The 17021-nt window shown below is 63.6% G+C and carries 14 protein-coding genes; 3 read left to right on the top strand and 11 right to left on the bottom strand.

The window, feature by feature from the left end:
• Positions 1-292: 292 nt before the first annotated feature.
• The 6 genes from ABHM97_RS04420 to ABHM97_RS04395 form a co-directional block, all read right to left on the bottom strand.
• Positions 293-985 (bottom strand): ABC transporter ATP-binding protein, encoded by a 693-nt coding sequence (locus ABHM97_RS04420; protein ID WP_349469739.1) that lies wholly within the window; start codon positions 983-985, stop codon positions 293-295.
• A gap of 2 nt (positions 986-987) precedes the next feature.
• Positions 988-2442: an ABC transporter permease gene (locus ABHM97_RS04415; RefSeq protein ID WP_349469738.1), complete on the bottom strand. Its 1455-nt coding sequence runs from the start codon at positions 2440-2442 to the stop codon at positions 988-990.
• A gap of 180 nt (positions 2443-2622) precedes the next feature.
• Entirely contained in the window at positions 2623-3720 is a 1098-nt protein-coding gene (locus ABHM97_RS04410) for a substrate-binding domain-containing protein (protein WP_257368758.1), read from the bottom strand.
• Between the two features lie 53 nt (positions 3721-3773).
• A complete protein-coding gene (mmsB, locus tag ABHM97_RS04405; RefSeq protein ID WP_349469737.1) occupies positions 3774-5042 on the bottom strand; it encodes a multiple monosaccharide ABC transporter permease in 1269 nt (422 codons plus the stop codon).
• Between the two features lie 45 nt (positions 5043-5087).
• The gene (gene mmsA, locus ABHM97_RS04400; RefSeq protein WP_235519186.1) at positions 5088-6644 is read right to left on the bottom strand and encodes a multiple monosaccharide ABC transporter ATP-binding protein; all 1557 of its coding nucleotides are present in this window, start codon (positions 6642-6644) and stop codon (positions 5088-5090) included.
• Positions 6645-6774: 130 nt separating this feature from the next.
• Positions 6775-7965 (bottom strand): ROK family transcriptional regulator, encoded by a 1191-nt coding sequence (locus ABHM97_RS04395; protein WP_235519187.1) that lies wholly within the window; start codon positions 7963-7965, stop codon positions 6775-6777.
• Positions 7966-8294: 329 nt separating this feature from the next.
• On the opposite strand from ABHM97_RS04395, the gene ABHM97_RS04390 reads away from it, so the two are divergent.
• Positions 8295-9137 (top strand): carbon-nitrogen hydrolase family protein, encoded by an 843-nt coding sequence (locus ABHM97_RS04390; RefSeq protein WP_349469735.1) that lies wholly within the window; start codon positions 8295-8297, stop codon positions 9135-9137.
• A gap of 36 nt (positions 9138-9173) precedes the next feature.
• Here the strand turns inward: ABHM97_RS04390 and ABHM97_RS04385 are convergent, their stop codons facing one another.
• Genes ABHM97_RS04385 through alr form a run of 3 tightly spaced genes read right to left on the bottom strand, consistent with a single transcriptional unit; the run spans position 9174 to position 12214 of the window.
• Positions 9174-9374 (bottom strand): hypothetical protein, encoded by a 201-nt coding sequence (locus ABHM97_RS04385; protein ID WP_349469734.1) that lies wholly within the window; start codon positions 9372-9374, stop codon positions 9174-9176.
• Positions 9375-9384: 10 nt separating this feature from the next.
• Positions 9385-10992: a PucR family transcriptional regulator gene (locus ABHM97_RS04380; protein WP_349469733.1), complete on the bottom strand. Its 1608-nt coding sequence runs from the start codon at positions 10990-10992 to the stop codon at positions 9385-9387.
• Entirely contained in the window at positions 10982-12214 is a 1233-nt protein-coding gene (alr, locus tag ABHM97_RS04375) for an alanine racemase (RefSeq protein WP_349469732.1), read from the bottom strand. The genes ABHM97_RS04380 and alr overlap by 11 nt, the downstream gene beginning before the upstream one ends.
• A gap of 143 nt (positions 12215-12357) precedes the next feature.
• Here alr and ABHM97_RS04370 point away from each other — a divergent pair, with 143 nt between their 5' ends.
• On the top strand, positions 12358-13839 hold the full coding sequence (locus tag ABHM97_RS04370) for an amino acid permease (protein WP_349469902.1): 1482 nt from the start codon (positions 12358-12360) through the stop codon (positions 13837-13839).
• Complete coding sequence (locus ABHM97_RS04365; RefSeq protein ID WP_349469731.1) at positions 13836-15533, top strand: flavin monoamine oxidase family protein; 1698 nt, start codon at positions 13836-13838, stop codon at positions 15531-15533. The genes ABHM97_RS04370 and ABHM97_RS04365 overlap by 4 nt, the downstream gene beginning before the upstream one ends.
• 72 nt (positions 15534-15605) lie before the next feature.
• Here the strand turns inward: ABHM97_RS04365 and ABHM97_RS04360 are convergent, their stop codons facing one another.
• Both ABHM97_RS04360 and purU read right to left on the bottom strand, forming a co-directional pair.
• On the bottom strand, positions 15606-16124 hold the full coding sequence (locus ABHM97_RS04360) for a gamma carbonic anhydrase family protein (RefSeq protein WP_349469730.1): 519 nt from the start codon (positions 16122-16124) through the stop codon (positions 15606-15608).
• A 30-nt stretch (positions 16125-16154) separates the two neighbouring features.
• A complete protein-coding gene (gene purU, locus ABHM97_RS04355; RefSeq protein ID WP_235519205.1) occupies positions 16155-17006 on the bottom strand; it encodes a formyltetrahydrofolate deformylase in 852 nt (283 codons plus the stop codon).
• Positions 17007-17021 lie beyond the last annotated feature (15 nt).

Raw genomic sequence — 17021 nt, 5'->3', positions numbered from 1 at the left:
GGTGCGGGAACGGGTGCGCACACCGGGAGCGTGGGGTGCGCCCGGCGGAAACGGGTGCGCTGTGCACGATGCGGCCAGGGCTCGGCCTGGGAGAGTGTGGGATTTCGGGTGTGCTGCGGTGCGCACCCTTTCGCGCCGCTCGCACCCGGAACCTCTGGTGCGCGGTGCGGGAACGGGTGCGCACACCGGGAGCGTGGGGTGCGCCCGGCGGAAACGGGAGCGCCCGCAGGGAACACGGGACGCGCGCGGCGGGAATCGGGCGCGCCCCACCTGGTGGCGGTGCGCGTCAAGGTTATTGACGCAATCCGCTTCTGACCTCCTCCGTGAGCCGGCCCTGTTGCAGCCGGAAGCAGCGCTCGGTTTTCTGGGCCAGGCTCCGGTCGTGGGTGACCACCAGGATGGTGGTGTTGTGGTCGCGGCTCAGTGAACTGAGAAGCTCGATGATGTGCTCGCCGGTCTGCTCGTCCAGGTTTCCGGTGGGCTCATCGGCGAGGATCAGCTTGGGTTCGTTGGCCAGGGCACGGGCAATGGCCACGCGCTGCTGCTCGCCGCCGGAGAGCCGGTTGGTCCTGCGTGCGTGCTTCTCCGGATCCAGTTGAACCTGCTCCAAGAGCTCTTTGGCCCGCTGCAAACGGGCCGACTTGCGGACACCGGCGAACTCCATGGGCAGCATCACGTTGTCCACGGCGCTGAGGTTGGGGATCAGGTTGAACTGCTGGAACACGAAGCCGATGTCCCGGCGCCGGTATTCGGTCAGTTTGCCGTCCGGCAGGCCCGCCAGGCTGACGCCATCCACGACGACGTCTCCCGAAGTGGGCTTGTCCAGCGCGCCGAGGAGGGACAACAGCGTGCTTTTGCCGCTGCCGCTCTTGCCGACGATGGATGCGAGCGAACCTTTCCCGAGTTCAAAGCTGACGCCGTTGACCGGCTTGATGGTCCGGTCGCCGGACTTGAACTGACGGACCAAATCCTTGACTACAATCACAGCTATTCTCCTCGGAGTACTTCGATGGGGCGGATACGTGCAGTCAGCAGCGCGGGTATCAGGGCGCCGATGATGGCTACAGCGAACACGGCTGCGATGCCTGCAGCGAGCACACCGGGGGAGACGCTGGCCGTAACGGAGGTCAGCAGTTGGGAAGCGCCGCCGAACGGACCTCCCTGCCCACCACCCGGGAAGCCGCCACCACCGGGCAGTGCACCGTTCGGCACGGCTCCGGCCAGGCCGCCACCCCGCTGGGTCCTGGTGGCCGCCGTCGTGGTGGTGTTGGAACTGATCAGCGCGGAAGCGATGCCGCCGCTGGCAAGGGAGGCAATGACGGCACCCACTACGCTGCCGAGGGCCACGAGCACCAGGGACTCCAGCACGAATTGCAGGCCTATGGTGCGGTTCGGGGCGCCGATCGCCTTGAGGACGCCGATTTCGCGGCGGCGTTCGCGGACCAGCATCACCATGATGAGCAGGATGATGATGCCAGCTGTGGCCAGTGCGGCGATGAAGGCGATCAGGGAGATGTTCTTGACGCTGTTCAGGGAGCTGACGGCGGTTTCGAGGTTGCGCTGGCCCTGGGTGACGTCGGCTTTGTCCGCGCCCAGTGCGTTTTGGACGGCGGTCTTGGTGCTGTCCACGTTCTCCATGCTGTTGACCGTGACGATCATGGTGGAGAGTTCATCAGGGGTTGCGGCAAGGGCCTGGGCTTCGGGCAGTGTCACGTAGACGGCGTTGTTGCCAAAAGTGGTTCCTGCGTCGAAGATGCCAGCGACCGTGAACGTTTTGTCCTGAACGGTGAAGGTTGAGCCCACGGTGAGGTTGTTTTTCTCGGCAAGCGAGCTGCCAACCAGGGCTTTAGCTTCGGCCGCGGTGTAGTCGCCCAGGCCGGTACCGCTTGTGATGTTCAGGGCCTTACCTGTGCTGTCCACCTCGGCGCCGGTTCCTGTTGCCGTGATGGGCAAGGTGCGTGTCGGCTGGGTGGTGGAACCGGTGGAGCTGTTGCGGTTGCCAAGCGTTCCGGCGTCGACGGCGGCCGTCAGGTTGGTGCTCACCGTCGCCTGCTGCCCGCCCGGACCAAAGCCGCCACCGGGGCCGGCCTGCTGGGTGGTGCCGGTGGTCGCTCCGGTGCTTGCCGTCGTCGTGCTGGCGGTTTGGAGCCGCAGCGCCTTGGTTCCCACCACGGACGTCACGTTGGCGACCGAGGCCACGGTCTGGGCTTCCGTCGTCGTGAGCGGTTCACCGCCGCCTTCGAAGCCTTGCCCGCCTGCGGGGTTGACGGTCAGGGTGGTCCCCACGGAGGCGTTCAGCTCCTGGACCTTGGCACCGACGGCCTGGTTGGCCACGAGCATGGCCAAAGCCAAGCCGATGGCTACGGCCAGGACGGCAACAACCGCCGCCGTTCTGATCTTGTTGCGGAAGGCATTGCCTACGCTTCGGGCAAGGACGCTCACGTTTCTCCTCTGGACCTGCAGATTGTCCGGCCCGCTCAGGCGCGGGCCGCAGGACCAACACTGCTGAGCGCTGCTGTGCGGTGCACCAGCCGAAGCTATGTGTGGGCTGTGAAAGCGTGGGCTGCCAAAGCAAAAGCCCGGCCCGCCTGTTTGGCGGACCGGGCTTGCTGCAAAGAGGTGTTACTTGGTGATCGGGCCCAATACCGGATCGTCAACGTAAGCCGTCTTGACGTTCTCCTTGGTCACGATCTGTGGCGGCAGGAGGAATGCCGGAACGGTCTTGACGCCGTTGTTGTAGGAGTCCTTGTCGTTGATCTCCAGCTGCTTTCCTGCCTGGAGGTCCTTCACCATGGTGATGGCGTGCTCAACGAGCTTGCGGGTGTCCTTGTTGATGGTGGAGTACTGCTCGCCGGCCATGATCGACTTGACGGACTCAACTTCGGAGTCCTGGCCGGTGACAACGGGGAGCGGCTTGCCGGCGGCCTTGACGGACGTCAGCACTGCACGGGCCAGGGTGTCGTTCGGGGACAGGACGCCGTCCAGTGAAGCGGTGCCGTAGCTGCCGGTGAGCAGCGTGTCAGCGCGACGCTGGGCGTTTTCAGCCTTCCAACCCTGGGTAACAGCCTGCTCGAACGAGGTCTGGCCGGAAACTACCTTCAGGGTGCCGTCGTCCATCTTCGGCTTCAGGACGCTCATGGCGCCGTCGAAGAAGACCTTCGCGTTGGCATCGTCGGGGGAACCGGCGAAGAGCTCAATGTTGTACGGGCCGGACGGCTTCTTGGCCTTCATGCCGTCCAGCAGGGCCTGGCCCTGGAGGACACCAACCTTGAAGTTGTCGTAGGCCACGTAGTAGTCCACGTTCTCGGTGTTCAGGAGCAGGCGGTCATAAGCGATGACCGTTGCGCCGGAATCCTTGGCCTGCTTGAGCTGCGTACCCAGCTGGGCGCCGTCGATGGCACCCACAATGATCACCTTGGCACCCTTGGTGACCATGGCACTGATCTGGTTCTGCTGCTCGGACACGCCGCCGTTGGCGAACTGGACGTCGGCCTTGAAGCCGGCGCCGGTGAGGCCGTCGTTGAACAGCTTCTCCGCCAGGACCCAGTTCTCACTGGTTTTCTGCGGAAGTGCGACGCCGATCAGCGAGTCCTTGGGGAACGCTTCCCCGCCAGCTGTGCTGCTGCTTGAGCCGCTGTCAGTGCGGCCGCAGGCCGTCAGCGCCAGTGCCGCGATGGCAGCGACTGCTGCTGCCTTTCCTGCTTTACCAAACATTCGCATATCTTGGTTCACTTTCTGTGTGGGTGGGGTGGAGCGAGTCGTGCGGAAACCTGTCAGGCTTCCTTGGAAATGACCTCTTTGGTGGAGGTGGCTTCTTGGGGCTGGATCTCGTTGTTGCGCTGGAAGTTCTTCATCAACATGCCGGTGATGGAGCGCTTGCCCTGGGACTTGTTGTAGACATCGAAGGCCACGGCGGCCAGGAGCACCAGGCCCTTGATGATCTGGGTGAGGTCGGCGCCAACGCCGAGGAGCTGGAGGCCGTTGTTCAGGACAGCCATGACCAGACCACCGACGATCGAGCCGATAACCGTACCAACACCACCGGTGACGGCAGCGCCACCGATGAAGACTGCGGCGATGGCATCCAGTTCCCAACCGACGCCGTCGAACGGACCCGATGCGGTGGAGCGGGCTACGAAGATCATGCCGGCCAGGCCAGCCAGGATGGACATGTTCATCATGACCATGAAGTTGACCTTCTTGGACTGCACACCGGACAGTTCCGCTGCGTGGCGGTTGCCACCCACCGCGTAGACGTGGCGGCCGAGGACCGTCTTGTCGGCGATGAAGCCGTAGATGAGGACCAGCACAGCCAGGATCAGGCCGGGGATGGGGAAGGAGGTGCCGGGACGGCCGGTGGCGAACAGGTACGTTGCGTAGAGGATCGCACCGCAGATCAGGACCAGCTTGGTGACCTCAACCCAGAGTTCCGGAACTTCGGCGCCAAGGGCCTTGGCTGCGGCACGGGCACGCAGGGACATGATGATCACGAAGGCGATGGCGACCAGGCCAATAAGCACGGTGAGGTTGTTGAAGCCGGTGTTCGGCCCGATTTCAGGAAGGTACCCGGAACCGATGAACTGGAATTCCTTGGGAACGGGAATGGTGTTGGACTTGCCCACGAACTGGTTGAAGCCGCGGAAAAGCAGCATGCCGGCCAGTGTCACGATGAAGGCAGGTATGCCCACGTAGGCCACCCAGAACCCTTGCCAGGCACCGATCACCGCGCCCAGGAACAGGCCGAAGAGCACCCCGACCCACCAGGGGAAGCCCCAGTCCCGCATCGCGAGAGCCACGAAGACGCCCACGAAAGCGGCCACCGAGCCCACGGAAAGATCAATGTGGCCGGCGATGATGACCAGCACCATGCCGATGGCCAGGATCAGGATGTAGGAGTTGCCGTTGAACAGGTTGATCACGTTGCCGGGGGTGAGCGTGCGTCCCTCGGTGAAGATCTGGAAGAAGACGATAAGTGCCACCAGGGCGAAGATCATGCCGAACTGGCGGGTATTGCCACCAAATAGCTTCTTGAGCGCGTTCATTGTTTTGGTCCTTGTGTCAGGAAGGGGTGAGGCTGGGCCAACGGGTCAGGCGGATTTGCGGGCGGAAGTCATGAGTTTCATGAGGCTTTCCTGGTCTGCTTCGTTCTTGTCCAGGACGCCGGTGATGGCGCCTTCGAAGATGGTGTAGATGCGGTCGGACAGGCCCAGGAGCTCAGGAAGCTCCGAGGAAATGACAATCACTCCCTTGCCCTGGTTCGCCAGCTTCTGGATGATGCCGTAAATCTCGTACTTGGCGCCGACGTCGATTCCGCGGGTCGGTTCGTCCAGGATCAGGAGGTCGGGATCGGTGAACATCCACTTGGCAAGCACCACCTTTTGCTGGTTGCCACCGGAAAGCTTTGCTACGCCTTCCTCAACCGAGGGGGTCTTGGTGCGCAGTGACTTGCGGTAGTCCTCCGCTACGGAGAACTCCTTGCGGGTATCCACCACCGTGTAGTTGCTGATCTTGTCCAGGGCCGCCGCCACTGTGGTGGTCTTGATGTCATCCAACAGGTTCAGGCCCAGGGACTTGCGGTCCTCGGTGACGTAGCCGAGTCCGGCGTCGATCGCTGCCCGCACGCTGCGGAGGTTCACCGGCTTGCCGTCCTTGTACACCTGGCCCTTGATGAAGCGGCCGTAGGAGTGGCCGAACAAGGAACGGGCCAGTTCGGTCCGCCCGGCACCCATCAGGCCGGCGAAGCCCACAATCTCGCCACGCCGTACGTAGAAGTTGGAGCCCTTGCAGATCAGGCGGTCCTGGATCTGCGGGTGGCCCACGGTCCAGTCCTTGACCTCGAAGAAGACTTCGCCGATCTTGGGCTCGTGGTCCGGGAAGCGCGACTCGAGCGTCCTGCCCACCATGCCCTTGATGATGCGGTCTTCGTCCACGCCGTCGCGTTTGACGTTCAAGGTCTCGATCGACTTGCCGTCGCGGATGATGGTGATCTCATCGGCGATCTGTTCGATCTCGTTGAGCTTGTGGGAAATGATGATCGAGGTGACGCCCTTACCCTTCAGGCCAAGGATCAAGTCGAGCAGGTGCTGGGAGTCGGATTCGTTCAGCGCAGCCGTTGGTTCGTCCAGGATCAGGAGCTTTACCGACTTGTTCAGCGCTTTGGCGATTTCCACGAGCTGCTGCTTGCCGACGCCGATTTCCTTGATGGGGGTATCGGGGTCGTCCCGCAGGCCTACGCGGGCCAGCAGTTCCAGGGAGCGCTTGCGGGCTTCCGCCCAGTCGATAACGCCCCACTTTGTGGGTTCGTTGCCCAGGAAGATGTTCTCCATGATGGACAGTTCCGGGATCAATGCCAGTTCCTGGTGGATGATCACGATGCCTGCGGCCTCGCTGGCACGGATGTCCTTGAACTGCTGCGTCTCGGCCTGGTACACGATGTCGCCCGTGTAGCTCCCGTAAGGGTAAACGCCGGAGAGGACCTTCATGAGGGTGGATTTCCCTGCTCCGTTTTCACCACAGATGGCGTGGATTTCGCCAGCCATCACCCGGAGGCTCACATTGGACAGTGCCTTCACGCCCGGGAATTCCTTCGTGATCGAACGCATCTCCAAAAGGATGGGATCACCTTGCGTGTCGAGGGATGTCATCAGCCCTTACGCCTCCAATGCATGACTTCGTTGTCGGCCCCGCAAACGGCGGAGCTGTCTGATGAAAAAGTAAACTGGATCACCCGGCTTGTCGTCAAGACTTGAACGCATCATCCAGCTAACGATTTCGTTACCTGCCAGTAATACCCGCGTGTTGGAACACCAAAGCGGCCGCTCCGAGCGCCTCTGCACGTGCCCCCAGCGAGGACATGGCCAGGTGTGTCGTCTCGCCCACAACGGGCACTGCGTGCCTGACCAGTCCGCGGCGGATTGGGTCCAGCAGCAGGTCACCGAGCCCCGCGAGAGGACCACCCACCACGATCACCTCCGGGTTGATCAGGTTGGATACGTTGCCCAAAGCGCGGCCGACGGCCAGTCCGGCGTCGTCCACCACCCGCTGCGTCGCGGAGTCCCCGGCGAGGCAATTGCGGACAATATCCTGGGGTGTCAGGAGCGACTCTTGCCCACGCCCCAGCAACTCGATCATGGTGGTTGTGGAGGCGATCGTTTCGAGGCAACCCCTGTTCCCGCACCGGCACACCAGTCCATGCTCGTGGATGGTTGCGTGGCCGATCTCCCCGGTGATTCCCACGTTGCCGTAATAGGGAAATCCATTGAGGATCAGGCCCGCGCCGATGCCGGATCCGATCTTGAGGAACATCAGGTTGGAGACGCCGCTGTGCGGTCCCCATGTCACTTCGGACAGTGCGCCCAAGTTCGCGTCGTTGTCAACGAATACGGGGCAATTGAGTGCTTCCTCCAGCCGGTGGAGGATGTCGATGCCCACCCATTCGGGCAGGATCGCACCTTGGGCCACGGTGCCTGTTCGTCGGTCAATGGGTCCCGGAATACCCGCGCCGGCTCCCACCACGGCGGTCCGGTCGATACCGTTTTCGCGGAGCAGTTTTTCCAGCAGTTGGACGGCCGCTTCAATGCCTTCTTCTGCCTGGTGACCGAGCGGCAATTCGATGTAATCCTCGGCAATGACGTGGTAGCCCAGTGAGGCCAGCACCACCCGCAGGTGGCGGCGTCCAAAGTCGATTCCGACGGCGACCGCACCGTTGCTGTTCAGCCTCACGTTGGTGGCTCTGCGGCCGGAACTGGTGGTGGGTTCAGTGGAGACGAGGCCGGCGTCCTGCATGATTTTGACGATGTTGGACACCGTTGCCGTTGAGAGCCCGGTCTGACGCGAAAGCTCTGCCTGCGTGGATGGCCCGCTCAGCAAGCACTCGATGATGCGCTGTTGATTCAGGTGGCGGAGCGCCGACTGCGAGCCGGGTTTTCGAGGGTGGCTCTTCGTTGAGCGCTGTGTAGCGGGCATGACAAGAAGATTGCCCCAGAAGCATCCTTGTAGTCAAGAAGTGAACACAGTGAGTCAAGCTTCACCGACATACTCCAACACAAGATGATTGGCTATGTACCCCTTGTGAAGCCCTCTAAGCATTGCGGGGCCCGGTTTGCGGGGTTAGTGCGCGCCGTACCGTGCAGAGCGGGCCTCACAACGCGACGGGAGCGGGCAATGCGTCCCATTTTGGAAGTCCGCGGGTCCAATTGCCTCAGTCGCCAGGACGGTTCCCGGCCTAGGCTTGAATCAAGAAACGTCCCGGCCTTGAGACGAGCGTCCGGGATTTAGCGAAAACCTAGGTGGTAATGATGCTGCTATCCGTCCTGCAGGCCAACGCTTCCGTCATGGATGTCGAGGCGAACCTGCGCACCATCGACGACGCCGCGCAGCGAGCCGCCCACGCCGGTGCCGGGCTGCTCCTCACGCCGGAGCTGTTTCCTGTTGGATACGCACCACTGCGGCTGCATGCTGAACTCGACCCCGCCACGCTGCCAGGCATTCGGGAACGGCTCGCCGGGATCGCCCGCAAGCACGGCATTGGCTTGGTCTACAGCCTTCCTGCCGTAGCGTCGGGCCAAGAAACGCACGACGGCGCAGAGTCGCCTGCAACTCATGGCGCCTGGAACATCACGGCTACTTTGCTGGACGCAACCGGCGCCGAGGTCCTCAACTACGCCAAGGTCCACCTTTTTGGCCAGGAGGAACACAAGGCGTTCGTCGGCGCCCAAGAACCTCCCGCCGTCGTGGATTTCAATGGTATCCGGACGTCGATGCTGATCTGCTACGACGTCGAATTCCCGGAAGCCGTCAGGGCCGCAGCAACCAGGGGTGCCGAACTTCTACTCGTGCCAACAGCCCTGTCCGCCGGATTCGAGAACGTCCCACAGGTCCTCATCCGGGCCCGCGCTTTGGAAAGCCAGCTCAACGTGGCCTACGCCAACCATTCCGGACACGAGGACGTCTACAACTTCCTGGGCGGCAGCGTGGTGGCCGGACCGGACGGCTCGTTGCTTGCCGCCGCGGGGGAGTCCGCGACGCTGCTGTTCGCCGAGGTGGGCACGGAAGCCGTTAAGGCGGCACGGGCTGAAGTCCCATACCTGCGCGAACGACGGCCGGACCTTTATGGCAGCTGGGAACATGGCAACTAACGCTGTCCGCTATCCACCCTCAGGCAGCCGCGCGGACTAATAGCCCCCGCCCGTGCCGTCACTCGGGCTGGCGTTCCTGTACGTACCGCCGTCCCGGTAAACCCGGCCACGCTGGGATTGGAATGTTCCCCTGTGGGCGGGTGGCTTGTCCTTCGCCTTCCTCTTTTGGCGGAAGCTTCTCCAGACGACGCCGAGGGCAAGGGCGATCGGCACCGCTATGACAGCCAAGGTTTCCATAGGGTCGAGCCTATTCTGAAGCGGTGGCGCCCGCTGCCAGGAGATCGTCCACGTACTGCAGGGCAAACCACAACTCGGCCCGCACCTGTGCCTGGTTGAGGTCCATCTCCAACAGCTCCCCAAGCACGCCGATTTGGCGACGCACGCTGTTGCGGTGCAGCCCCAGGAGTTTGGCCGAACCGTCCCAGCTGCCATTTTCACTGAGCCAGCCGCGCAGGACGCCCAACAGCGGATCCCTGCGGTCCGGCTCCAGCGACAGCACGGGAGACAACAGCCGTGACGCCAGCATGCTCCCCGCATCACGTCCCAAGAGACCGGCCACGGTCCACGAAATCTCATCCACGCGGGCACTGGCTCCACTGGACACGACACGGCTCCGCAACGAGCTTGCCCGCTGGTACGCTGCCGTGAGCCCGGTCAGTTCCGTTGGCTCTCCGATCACCAGCCGCCAACCGAGTTTCTCGACATCTGCCAGCAAGGAATCGTCAACGCGCAGCCGGGTGATGGCCGCGAAACCATAGTCGGTAATCTCCACGAGTTTGGTATCGAACAGCCGCCTCCATTGCAGCAGCTCCCGCACGGGCCCTTCATCCGCCGCGCCGTCCACCCGGACCCCCTGCACAACCCGCATCTGCGCCGACCGCGTGGAGGACAGGCTCTGCGCAAGCAGGTCCTTCAAACCGTTGACATGTTTGGTCCCGCCCGTGGCCAGCGATTCCGGGTGCAGGAGGACCGCCGTGGCCAATTGGCTCGGGGCGAGGGAGCCGCTGGTCCTCTGCCTCACCAGCAGCTCCAGCAACCCCACCGCAGCTTGCACTACGTTGTTCTGCGCAGGTGTCAGGGGCGTGTCCGAGCCGAGGATCAAGGCACCCAGGTTCGCGTCCTTGGTGCTGCGCAGCGGATGCCCGAACACCAGTGCCGACCCCGGCTGGTCGAAGCCGTCCATCTCCACGCGCGGCCCGCTCCCGGACAGCAACCTGCCCAGCATCGGTTCCAGGAGGGAATGTTCGACGCCGGTGCTGCCGCCGGCATTGTGCCCGCGCGCCCGGACCCGTCCGTCCGCGCCCACCAGCACGGCCCACACCGGCACCCGCTGCACGAGTGCGGCGAGCAGCTCGTGTTCGGGCCTGGGGGAGAGGACTGCCCGCATGAGTTGTCGGTTGGTGTCGGCCAGATGGCGGAACACCCGTGCGTTGTCGCTTTCCAGGAGCTGCGAGAACTCCAAGCCGATCGCCGCGAAGGGCACGGATTCGGGCACCTCGAACAGGGTGAGGTTGTGCCTGCGGCAAGCGTCCAGCAGCACGTCAGGAACGCCGTCGAAATAGGGCCTGATCCCGAATCCAAGTGCCGCCACCTTCGCTTCCACCAGCCGCTGGACGTAGGCGTCAACCTTCTCCGCCGAGCCGCCCTCCCCAAGGAAAGGCAGCCCGGCGGTCAGGAGGAACTCGCCCTCGGGCAGGTAGGGCGTGGGGTCCTCAAGCTCACTCGGTTCCACCCATCGCAGCAGCGAGGAGCCGCTGCCGCCGTCGTGAAGCATTTTCAACTCCGGCGGCAGCTGCTCCAGGAACTGTTCCAGCGTGACGAAACTCAGGCGGGCGGTGGCGGGCTCAGGCGACATTGCCCGGCCCGGCGGCTGCCGGCTCCTGGTAGTCGGGGCACTGGTAAGCGGCTGTGGCGTAGGCCCGGGGCAGGCGCGGGGCGATCCTGTTGATGATTTCGTCCCCGTGGCTGCCGATTGCGGCGCCCCAATCGTCGGCGCTCGCCGCCCCGCAGGCAGGGTCCCCGAACAGCACAGCTGTATCACCGACGTCGATTCCGGTGGCGTCCGGGCCCAGGTCGACCATGAACTGGTCCATGCAGACCTTGCCGATCACCGGTACGGCGCGGCCTGCGATGTTCACCACCGAGCGTCCGCTGATGCCTTTGGGGATGCCGTCCGCGTAGCCGAGCGGGATCAGTCCGAGGTAGCGGGGCTCGTAGGTGATGGCCTGGTGTTCGTAGCTCACGCCGGTGCCGGCCGGGACTTTTTTGACCATCACCAGCGGGGCGGTGACGCTGAGTGCGGGACGCAGCCCGAAGTCTGCCGGGTCAAGGTGATCGGCGGGGGCGAGGCCGTAAATGGCCAGTCCTGCCCGGACCATGTCGAAGTGGAATTCGGGCCGGTCCAGGATGTTGGCGGAGCTGGACACGTGCCGGAGTGCGGGGGTGAGGCCGGCTTCCCGGGCCTGACGTACCGCGTCTTCGAACTCGGCGACGGCGGTGGCGTTGCCGGGGTGCGCGGGAACATCGGCCCAGGCCAGGTGGGTCCAGAGGCCGCGAACGCGCAGGGTCCCGTCGAGTTCGGCCTGCCGCGCCCGGGCTACCAGTTCGGCCCAATCCTCCTTGCGCGCGCCACCGCGGCTGAGGCCGCTGTCAAGCTCCAAATGCACGACGGCGGGCCGACCAAGGCGTCCAGCGATGCCTACCAGGACCTCCAGTTGGCCGACGCTTCCAAGCGAAACATCAACGTCGTTTTCGAGGGCTTCAAGAATGGTGGCGCTTGTCTGGGATGCCAGATAAAGCCAGGAAAGGATGGGGACGGTGATTCCGGCTTGCCGTAGCGCGATGGCTTCGGTGAGCTGCGCGGTTCCCAGCCAGTCCGCGCCCGCCGCAACTGCTTCGCGGGCCACTTCCACGAGTCCATGACCATAGGCATTGCCCTTCACGACGGCCATAAAATATGGCGCTTCGCTGCGCTTTTTCAGGGACCGGACATTGTCTGAAATTGCGGACAGGTCTACGGTGACCTGTCCGGAAAGGGCGGCCGGGGCTCCCCCTTGATACTGTGCATTACGTCTCATGGTTGAACACTATAGGTCATTTTGCACCGCAGTGAGAGGTGGCTCACATGCCAGTCTTGTGGAGGGGAAATCGAAACTACTTTGAAGGGACGTCAAGGGTGACCGTGCCTGTGAACACCAAAAACGAAGCGGCGGTGAGCGTGATGAGGCCGAGCCTCGGTGCGCAGCTCCTGCGCCGCAAGCCCATCGGCCAGATGGTCGATGAAGCCGGAGGCGGCGAGGGCGGTACGCCGTTGGTCCGCAGCTTTGGGGTACTCCAGCTGACCATGATCAGTGTTGGTGCCACGCTTGGCACCGGCATCCTGGTGATCCTGGGCGAATCCGTGCCGCTGGCGGGACCGGCCATTTGGATCTCCTTCGTCATCGCCGGCGTGGCCGCGCTCCTCTCGGCTGTTTCCTACGCCGAAATGGCCGGCCTCGTCCCCGTGGCAGGATCCAGTTATTCCTATTCCTACGCCACCATGGGTGAGGGCATGGCCTGGATTTGCGGGTGGTGCCTGGTGCTGGAGTATGCGGTCTCTGTCGCAGCTGTAGCCGTGGGTGCGGGGCAGTACGTCAATGAGACGTTGGCAGCGTTTGGGCAGGTCCTGCCTGATGCCATCAGCCAGCCCCCGGGCGATGGGGGCGTACTCAACCTCCCCGCGCTGATCATCGTGGTGCTTGCCATGATCCTGCTGGTGCGGGGTGCACGGGAAAGCGCCTGGATCAACACCACAATCGTCATCATCAAGGTGGGCATCCTGATCTTCTTCTGCGCTGTAGCCTTCACTGCCTTCAACGCAGGGAACTTCGAGCCGCTCATGCCCATGGGTGCAGCCGGTGTTTCTGCCGCGGCGTCGAGCGTCTTCTTCTCCTACATCGGCTTTGATGCTGCCTCCACCGCCGGCGAGGAAGCCAAGAACCCCAAACGTGACCTTCCCCGCGCCATCTTGCTCTCCATGGTGATCGTCACCAGCATCTATGTCCTGGTTTCCGTCGCCGCCATCGGAGCCCGTCCCTGGGGCTGGTTTGATGGGACCGAAGCCGCATTGGTTCAGATCCTCCACGAAATCACCGGCCAGCCGTGGATCGCACTTGTCTTCTCGGTGGGCGCCGTCCTGGCGATCGCCAGCATCGTTCTCACCGTCCTCTACGGACAGACACGCATCATGCTGTCCATGTCCCGCGATGGCATGGTGCCCAAGGTCTTTGGCCGCGTCTCCCGCCGAACCGGCACCCCGGTGGCCGGAACCCTGATCATCGGGTCAGTCGTCGCCCTCACCGCCGGGCTTGTCCCGCTCGGGGCCCTGGCCGACGCCACCAGCATCGGCACGCTCTTCGCTTTCGCACTGGTCAATGTCGCCGTCATCTACCTCCGGCGCAACCGTCCTGACCTTGAGCGCAGCTTCCGGGTTCCGCTGTACCCCATCACGCCGATACTGGGCACCCTGATGTGCGCGTACTTGATGCTCAACCTCGGCGCCGACACCTGGGTGACGTTCGGGGTATGGATGTTGGTGGGCATCGCCATCTACTTCGGCTATGGACGCCGGAACTCCAAGGTAGCCGCGCTCACTGAGCAGGACTACCGTGAAATGACCACCAGGGCCGTCAGCCCGGAACCTGTGAAAGCAGACAACCCATGACCATTGCCACCGAACTCCCTCACGTCGATGACGCCGGAGCGCCCGGAGAAGCACCGATCACCATGCTGAATCCGGACTTCCCCTTCAGCTACGACCACTACCTGGACCACCCTGACGGGCTGGGCTCCGTTCCAGAAGAGCTGTACGGCACCGAAGTGGCCATCATCGGTGCCGGCCTGTCCGGGCTGGTCACCGCCTACGAACTGATGAAGCTCGGCCTCAAACCGGTCATCTACGAGGCCGACCAGATCGGTGGCCGTCTCAGGACAGCCAGCTTCCCGTCCGCCCCCGGCGTCACAGCCGACCTTGGCGGCATGCGCTTCCCGGTCTCGGGTAAGGCGTTCTACCACTACGTGGACCTGCTGGGCCTGGACACTAACGACTTCCCCAACCCCATGGCCCCGGCCACGTCCAGCACCGTCATTGAGCTCGCCGGCAAGAAGCACTATGCCACCACCGCTGATGAGCTGCCGGAGTTCTTCCGCGAAGTCGCCGATGCCTGGAAGGCCGCAGTGAACGACGGCGCGGCCTTCGCCGAAATGCAGGAAGCCATCAAGGCCCGCGACACCCGGCGGATCAAGGAGCTGTGGAACGCGCTTCTGCCTGAACTGGACGAGCAAACCTTCTACGGCTTCATCGCTGCCAGCAAGTCCTTCAAGGAAGCCGGCTTCGCGCACCGTGAAGCGTTCGGCCAGGTGGGCTTCGGGACCGGCGGCTGGGACACGGACTTCCCCAACTCCATCCTCGAAATCCTCCGGGTTGTTTACACCGACGCCGACGATCAGCACCGCTCCATCGCGGGAGGAGCGCAAAGGCTCCCCGAGGCACTCTGGAACCACGCGCCGTCGGGCATTAAGCACTGGCCGGAAGGGACGTCCCTTTCGTCCTTGCACTCCGGCTCGCCACGCGGTGCGGTGGACAACATCCGCCGCGCAGAAAACGGCGACCTCCTGGTCCGGGAGAACTGGGGCCGCGAAGCGACGTACCAGGCCGTGGTGACCACCTGCCAATCGTGGCTCCTGTCAACGCGCATCCACACCGAGGAAGCGCTGTTCCCGGCCGAGCTGTGGACGGCGATCGAGCGCTCGCACTACATGCAGTCGTCCAAGACGTTCGTCATGGTGGACAGACCGTTCTGGAAGGACATCGACCCGGAGACCGGGCACGAAGTTTTGTCCATGACCCTCACCGACCGCCTCAACCGGGCCACGTACCTGCTCGACGACGGCCCGGACAAGCCCGCTGTCATCCTCCTGTCCTACACCTGGAACGACGACGCCCTGAAGTGGCTGGCGCTCAGCGCCGAGGAACGCGTGAAGCTGATGCTGCACTCCTTGGAGCAGATCTATCCCGGCGTGGACATCGCGAGCCACATCGTTGGCCAACCCATCACCGTGTCCTGGGAGGCGGACCCCAACTTCATGGGCGCCTTCAAAGCCAACCTGCCCGGGCACTACCGATACCAGCAGCGGCTTTTCACGCACTTCAAGCAGGACAAGTTGCCCGAGCACCAGCGCGGCATCTTCCTTGCCGGGGATGACGTGTCCTTCACTGCGGGCTGGGCCGAAGGAGCTGTGACCACCGGCCTCAACGCTGTGTGGGGCGTGGTGAACCACCTCGGCGGTTCGTCCGTTGCCGGCAACCCGGGCCCCGGTGACCTCTTGGAGGAGCTCGGTCCGATCAGCCTGGATTAGGTTCCGTTGCGAGGCCCGCTCTGCACCCTAAAACCTCACGATAGGGTGCAGAGCGGGCCTCGCATTTGTCATTTAAGCGTGCATTTCCCGGTGCGCCGCAGCGAGTTCCTTGTAGTGGGCCGCGTTGTGCTTCACGCCTTCAAACTCTTCGTCCGTCAATTCCCGCCGGACCTTTGCCGGGAGACCCGCCACAAGTGAGCGCGGGGGAATGACAGTGCCCTCCAACACCACGGCACCGGCCGCAATAAGGGAGCCGGTACCAATCACAGCGCCGTTCAGGATCGTGGCGCTCATGCCAATCAGGCAGTCGTCCTCCACAGTGCAGCCGTGGACCACAGCGCTGTGGCCGACGGAGACGCGCTCGCCCACGGTGCAAGGAAAACCGGGGTCGGCGTGGAGGACTACGTTGTCCTGCAGATTGGACCCTGCGCCGACCTTGATGGCGGCAGTGTCGGCCCGGACTGAGACGCCGTAGAAGGCGCTGGAGTCCTCGGCCAGCGTGGCTTTGCCAATGATGGACGCAGTGGGTGCCACGAAAGCAGAGTCATGGATTTCCGGGGTGTCCCCGGCGAACGTGTAGGAAGGAGCCATGCGCCCAGCTTAGTTGGGCGCGGCGGGCCCTCAGTTGAACACTACGGTCCGGGTGCCATCGAGCAGCACGCGGTGTTCGGCCTGCCACTGCACCGCCTGCACCAGTGTGCGGCCCTCGACGTCCCGGCCCATCTGAACGAACTGCTCCGCGGTACGGGCGTGGTCGACGCGGATGACTTCCTGCTCGATGATCGGGCCCTCATCCAGGTCGGCTGTCACATAGTGGGCCGTGGCGCCAATGATCTTCACACCGCGGGCATGGGCCTGGTGGTAAGGCTTGGCGCCCTTGAAGGACGGGAGGAAGGAGTGGTGAATGTTGATGGCCCGGCCGTTCAGCTCCTTGCACAGGTCATTGGAGAGGATCTGCATGTAACGGGCCAGGACCGTGAGTTCAACATCGTGTTCGGCGATGAGCTTGAGCAGCGCGGCTTCGGCGTCTGCCTTGGTCTCGGCCGTCACGGGAATGTGGTGGAACGGGATGCCGTAGAACTCCGCAAGGGACTCCAGGTCCCGGTGGTTGGACACGATGGCCGGAATCTCAATGGGCAACGTTCCGGCGCGCTGTGCGAACAGGAGGTCGTTCAGGCAGTGGGCGTCTTTGGAGCACAGGATCAGGGTGCGCACCTTTTGCCCGACGGGGTTGATCTGCCACGTCATCCCGAACGATTCAGCCACGGGCTGCAGCGCGGCTGTCAGTTCCGTCTGCGTGCTCGACGTCGTTGCCTCCACGCGCATGAAAAAGTTGCCGGTGCTGGGGCTTCCGTATTGCTGGGAGTCAGCGATGTTGCATCCCGCCTCGAGCAAGGCGCCGGCTACCGCGTGAACGATGCCGGGGCGGTCAGGGCAGGACAGTGTTACTACGAAAGCGGTGGATTCAGTCACACGATCAAGCCTACC

It is taken from the genome of Paenarthrobacter sp. CAP02 (assembly GCF_040137855.1).
Lineage (GTDB): Bacteria > Actinomycetota > Actinomycetes > Actinomycetales > Micrococcaceae > Arthrobacter.
This window is presented reverse-complemented; position numbering and strand designations above follow the sequence as displayed.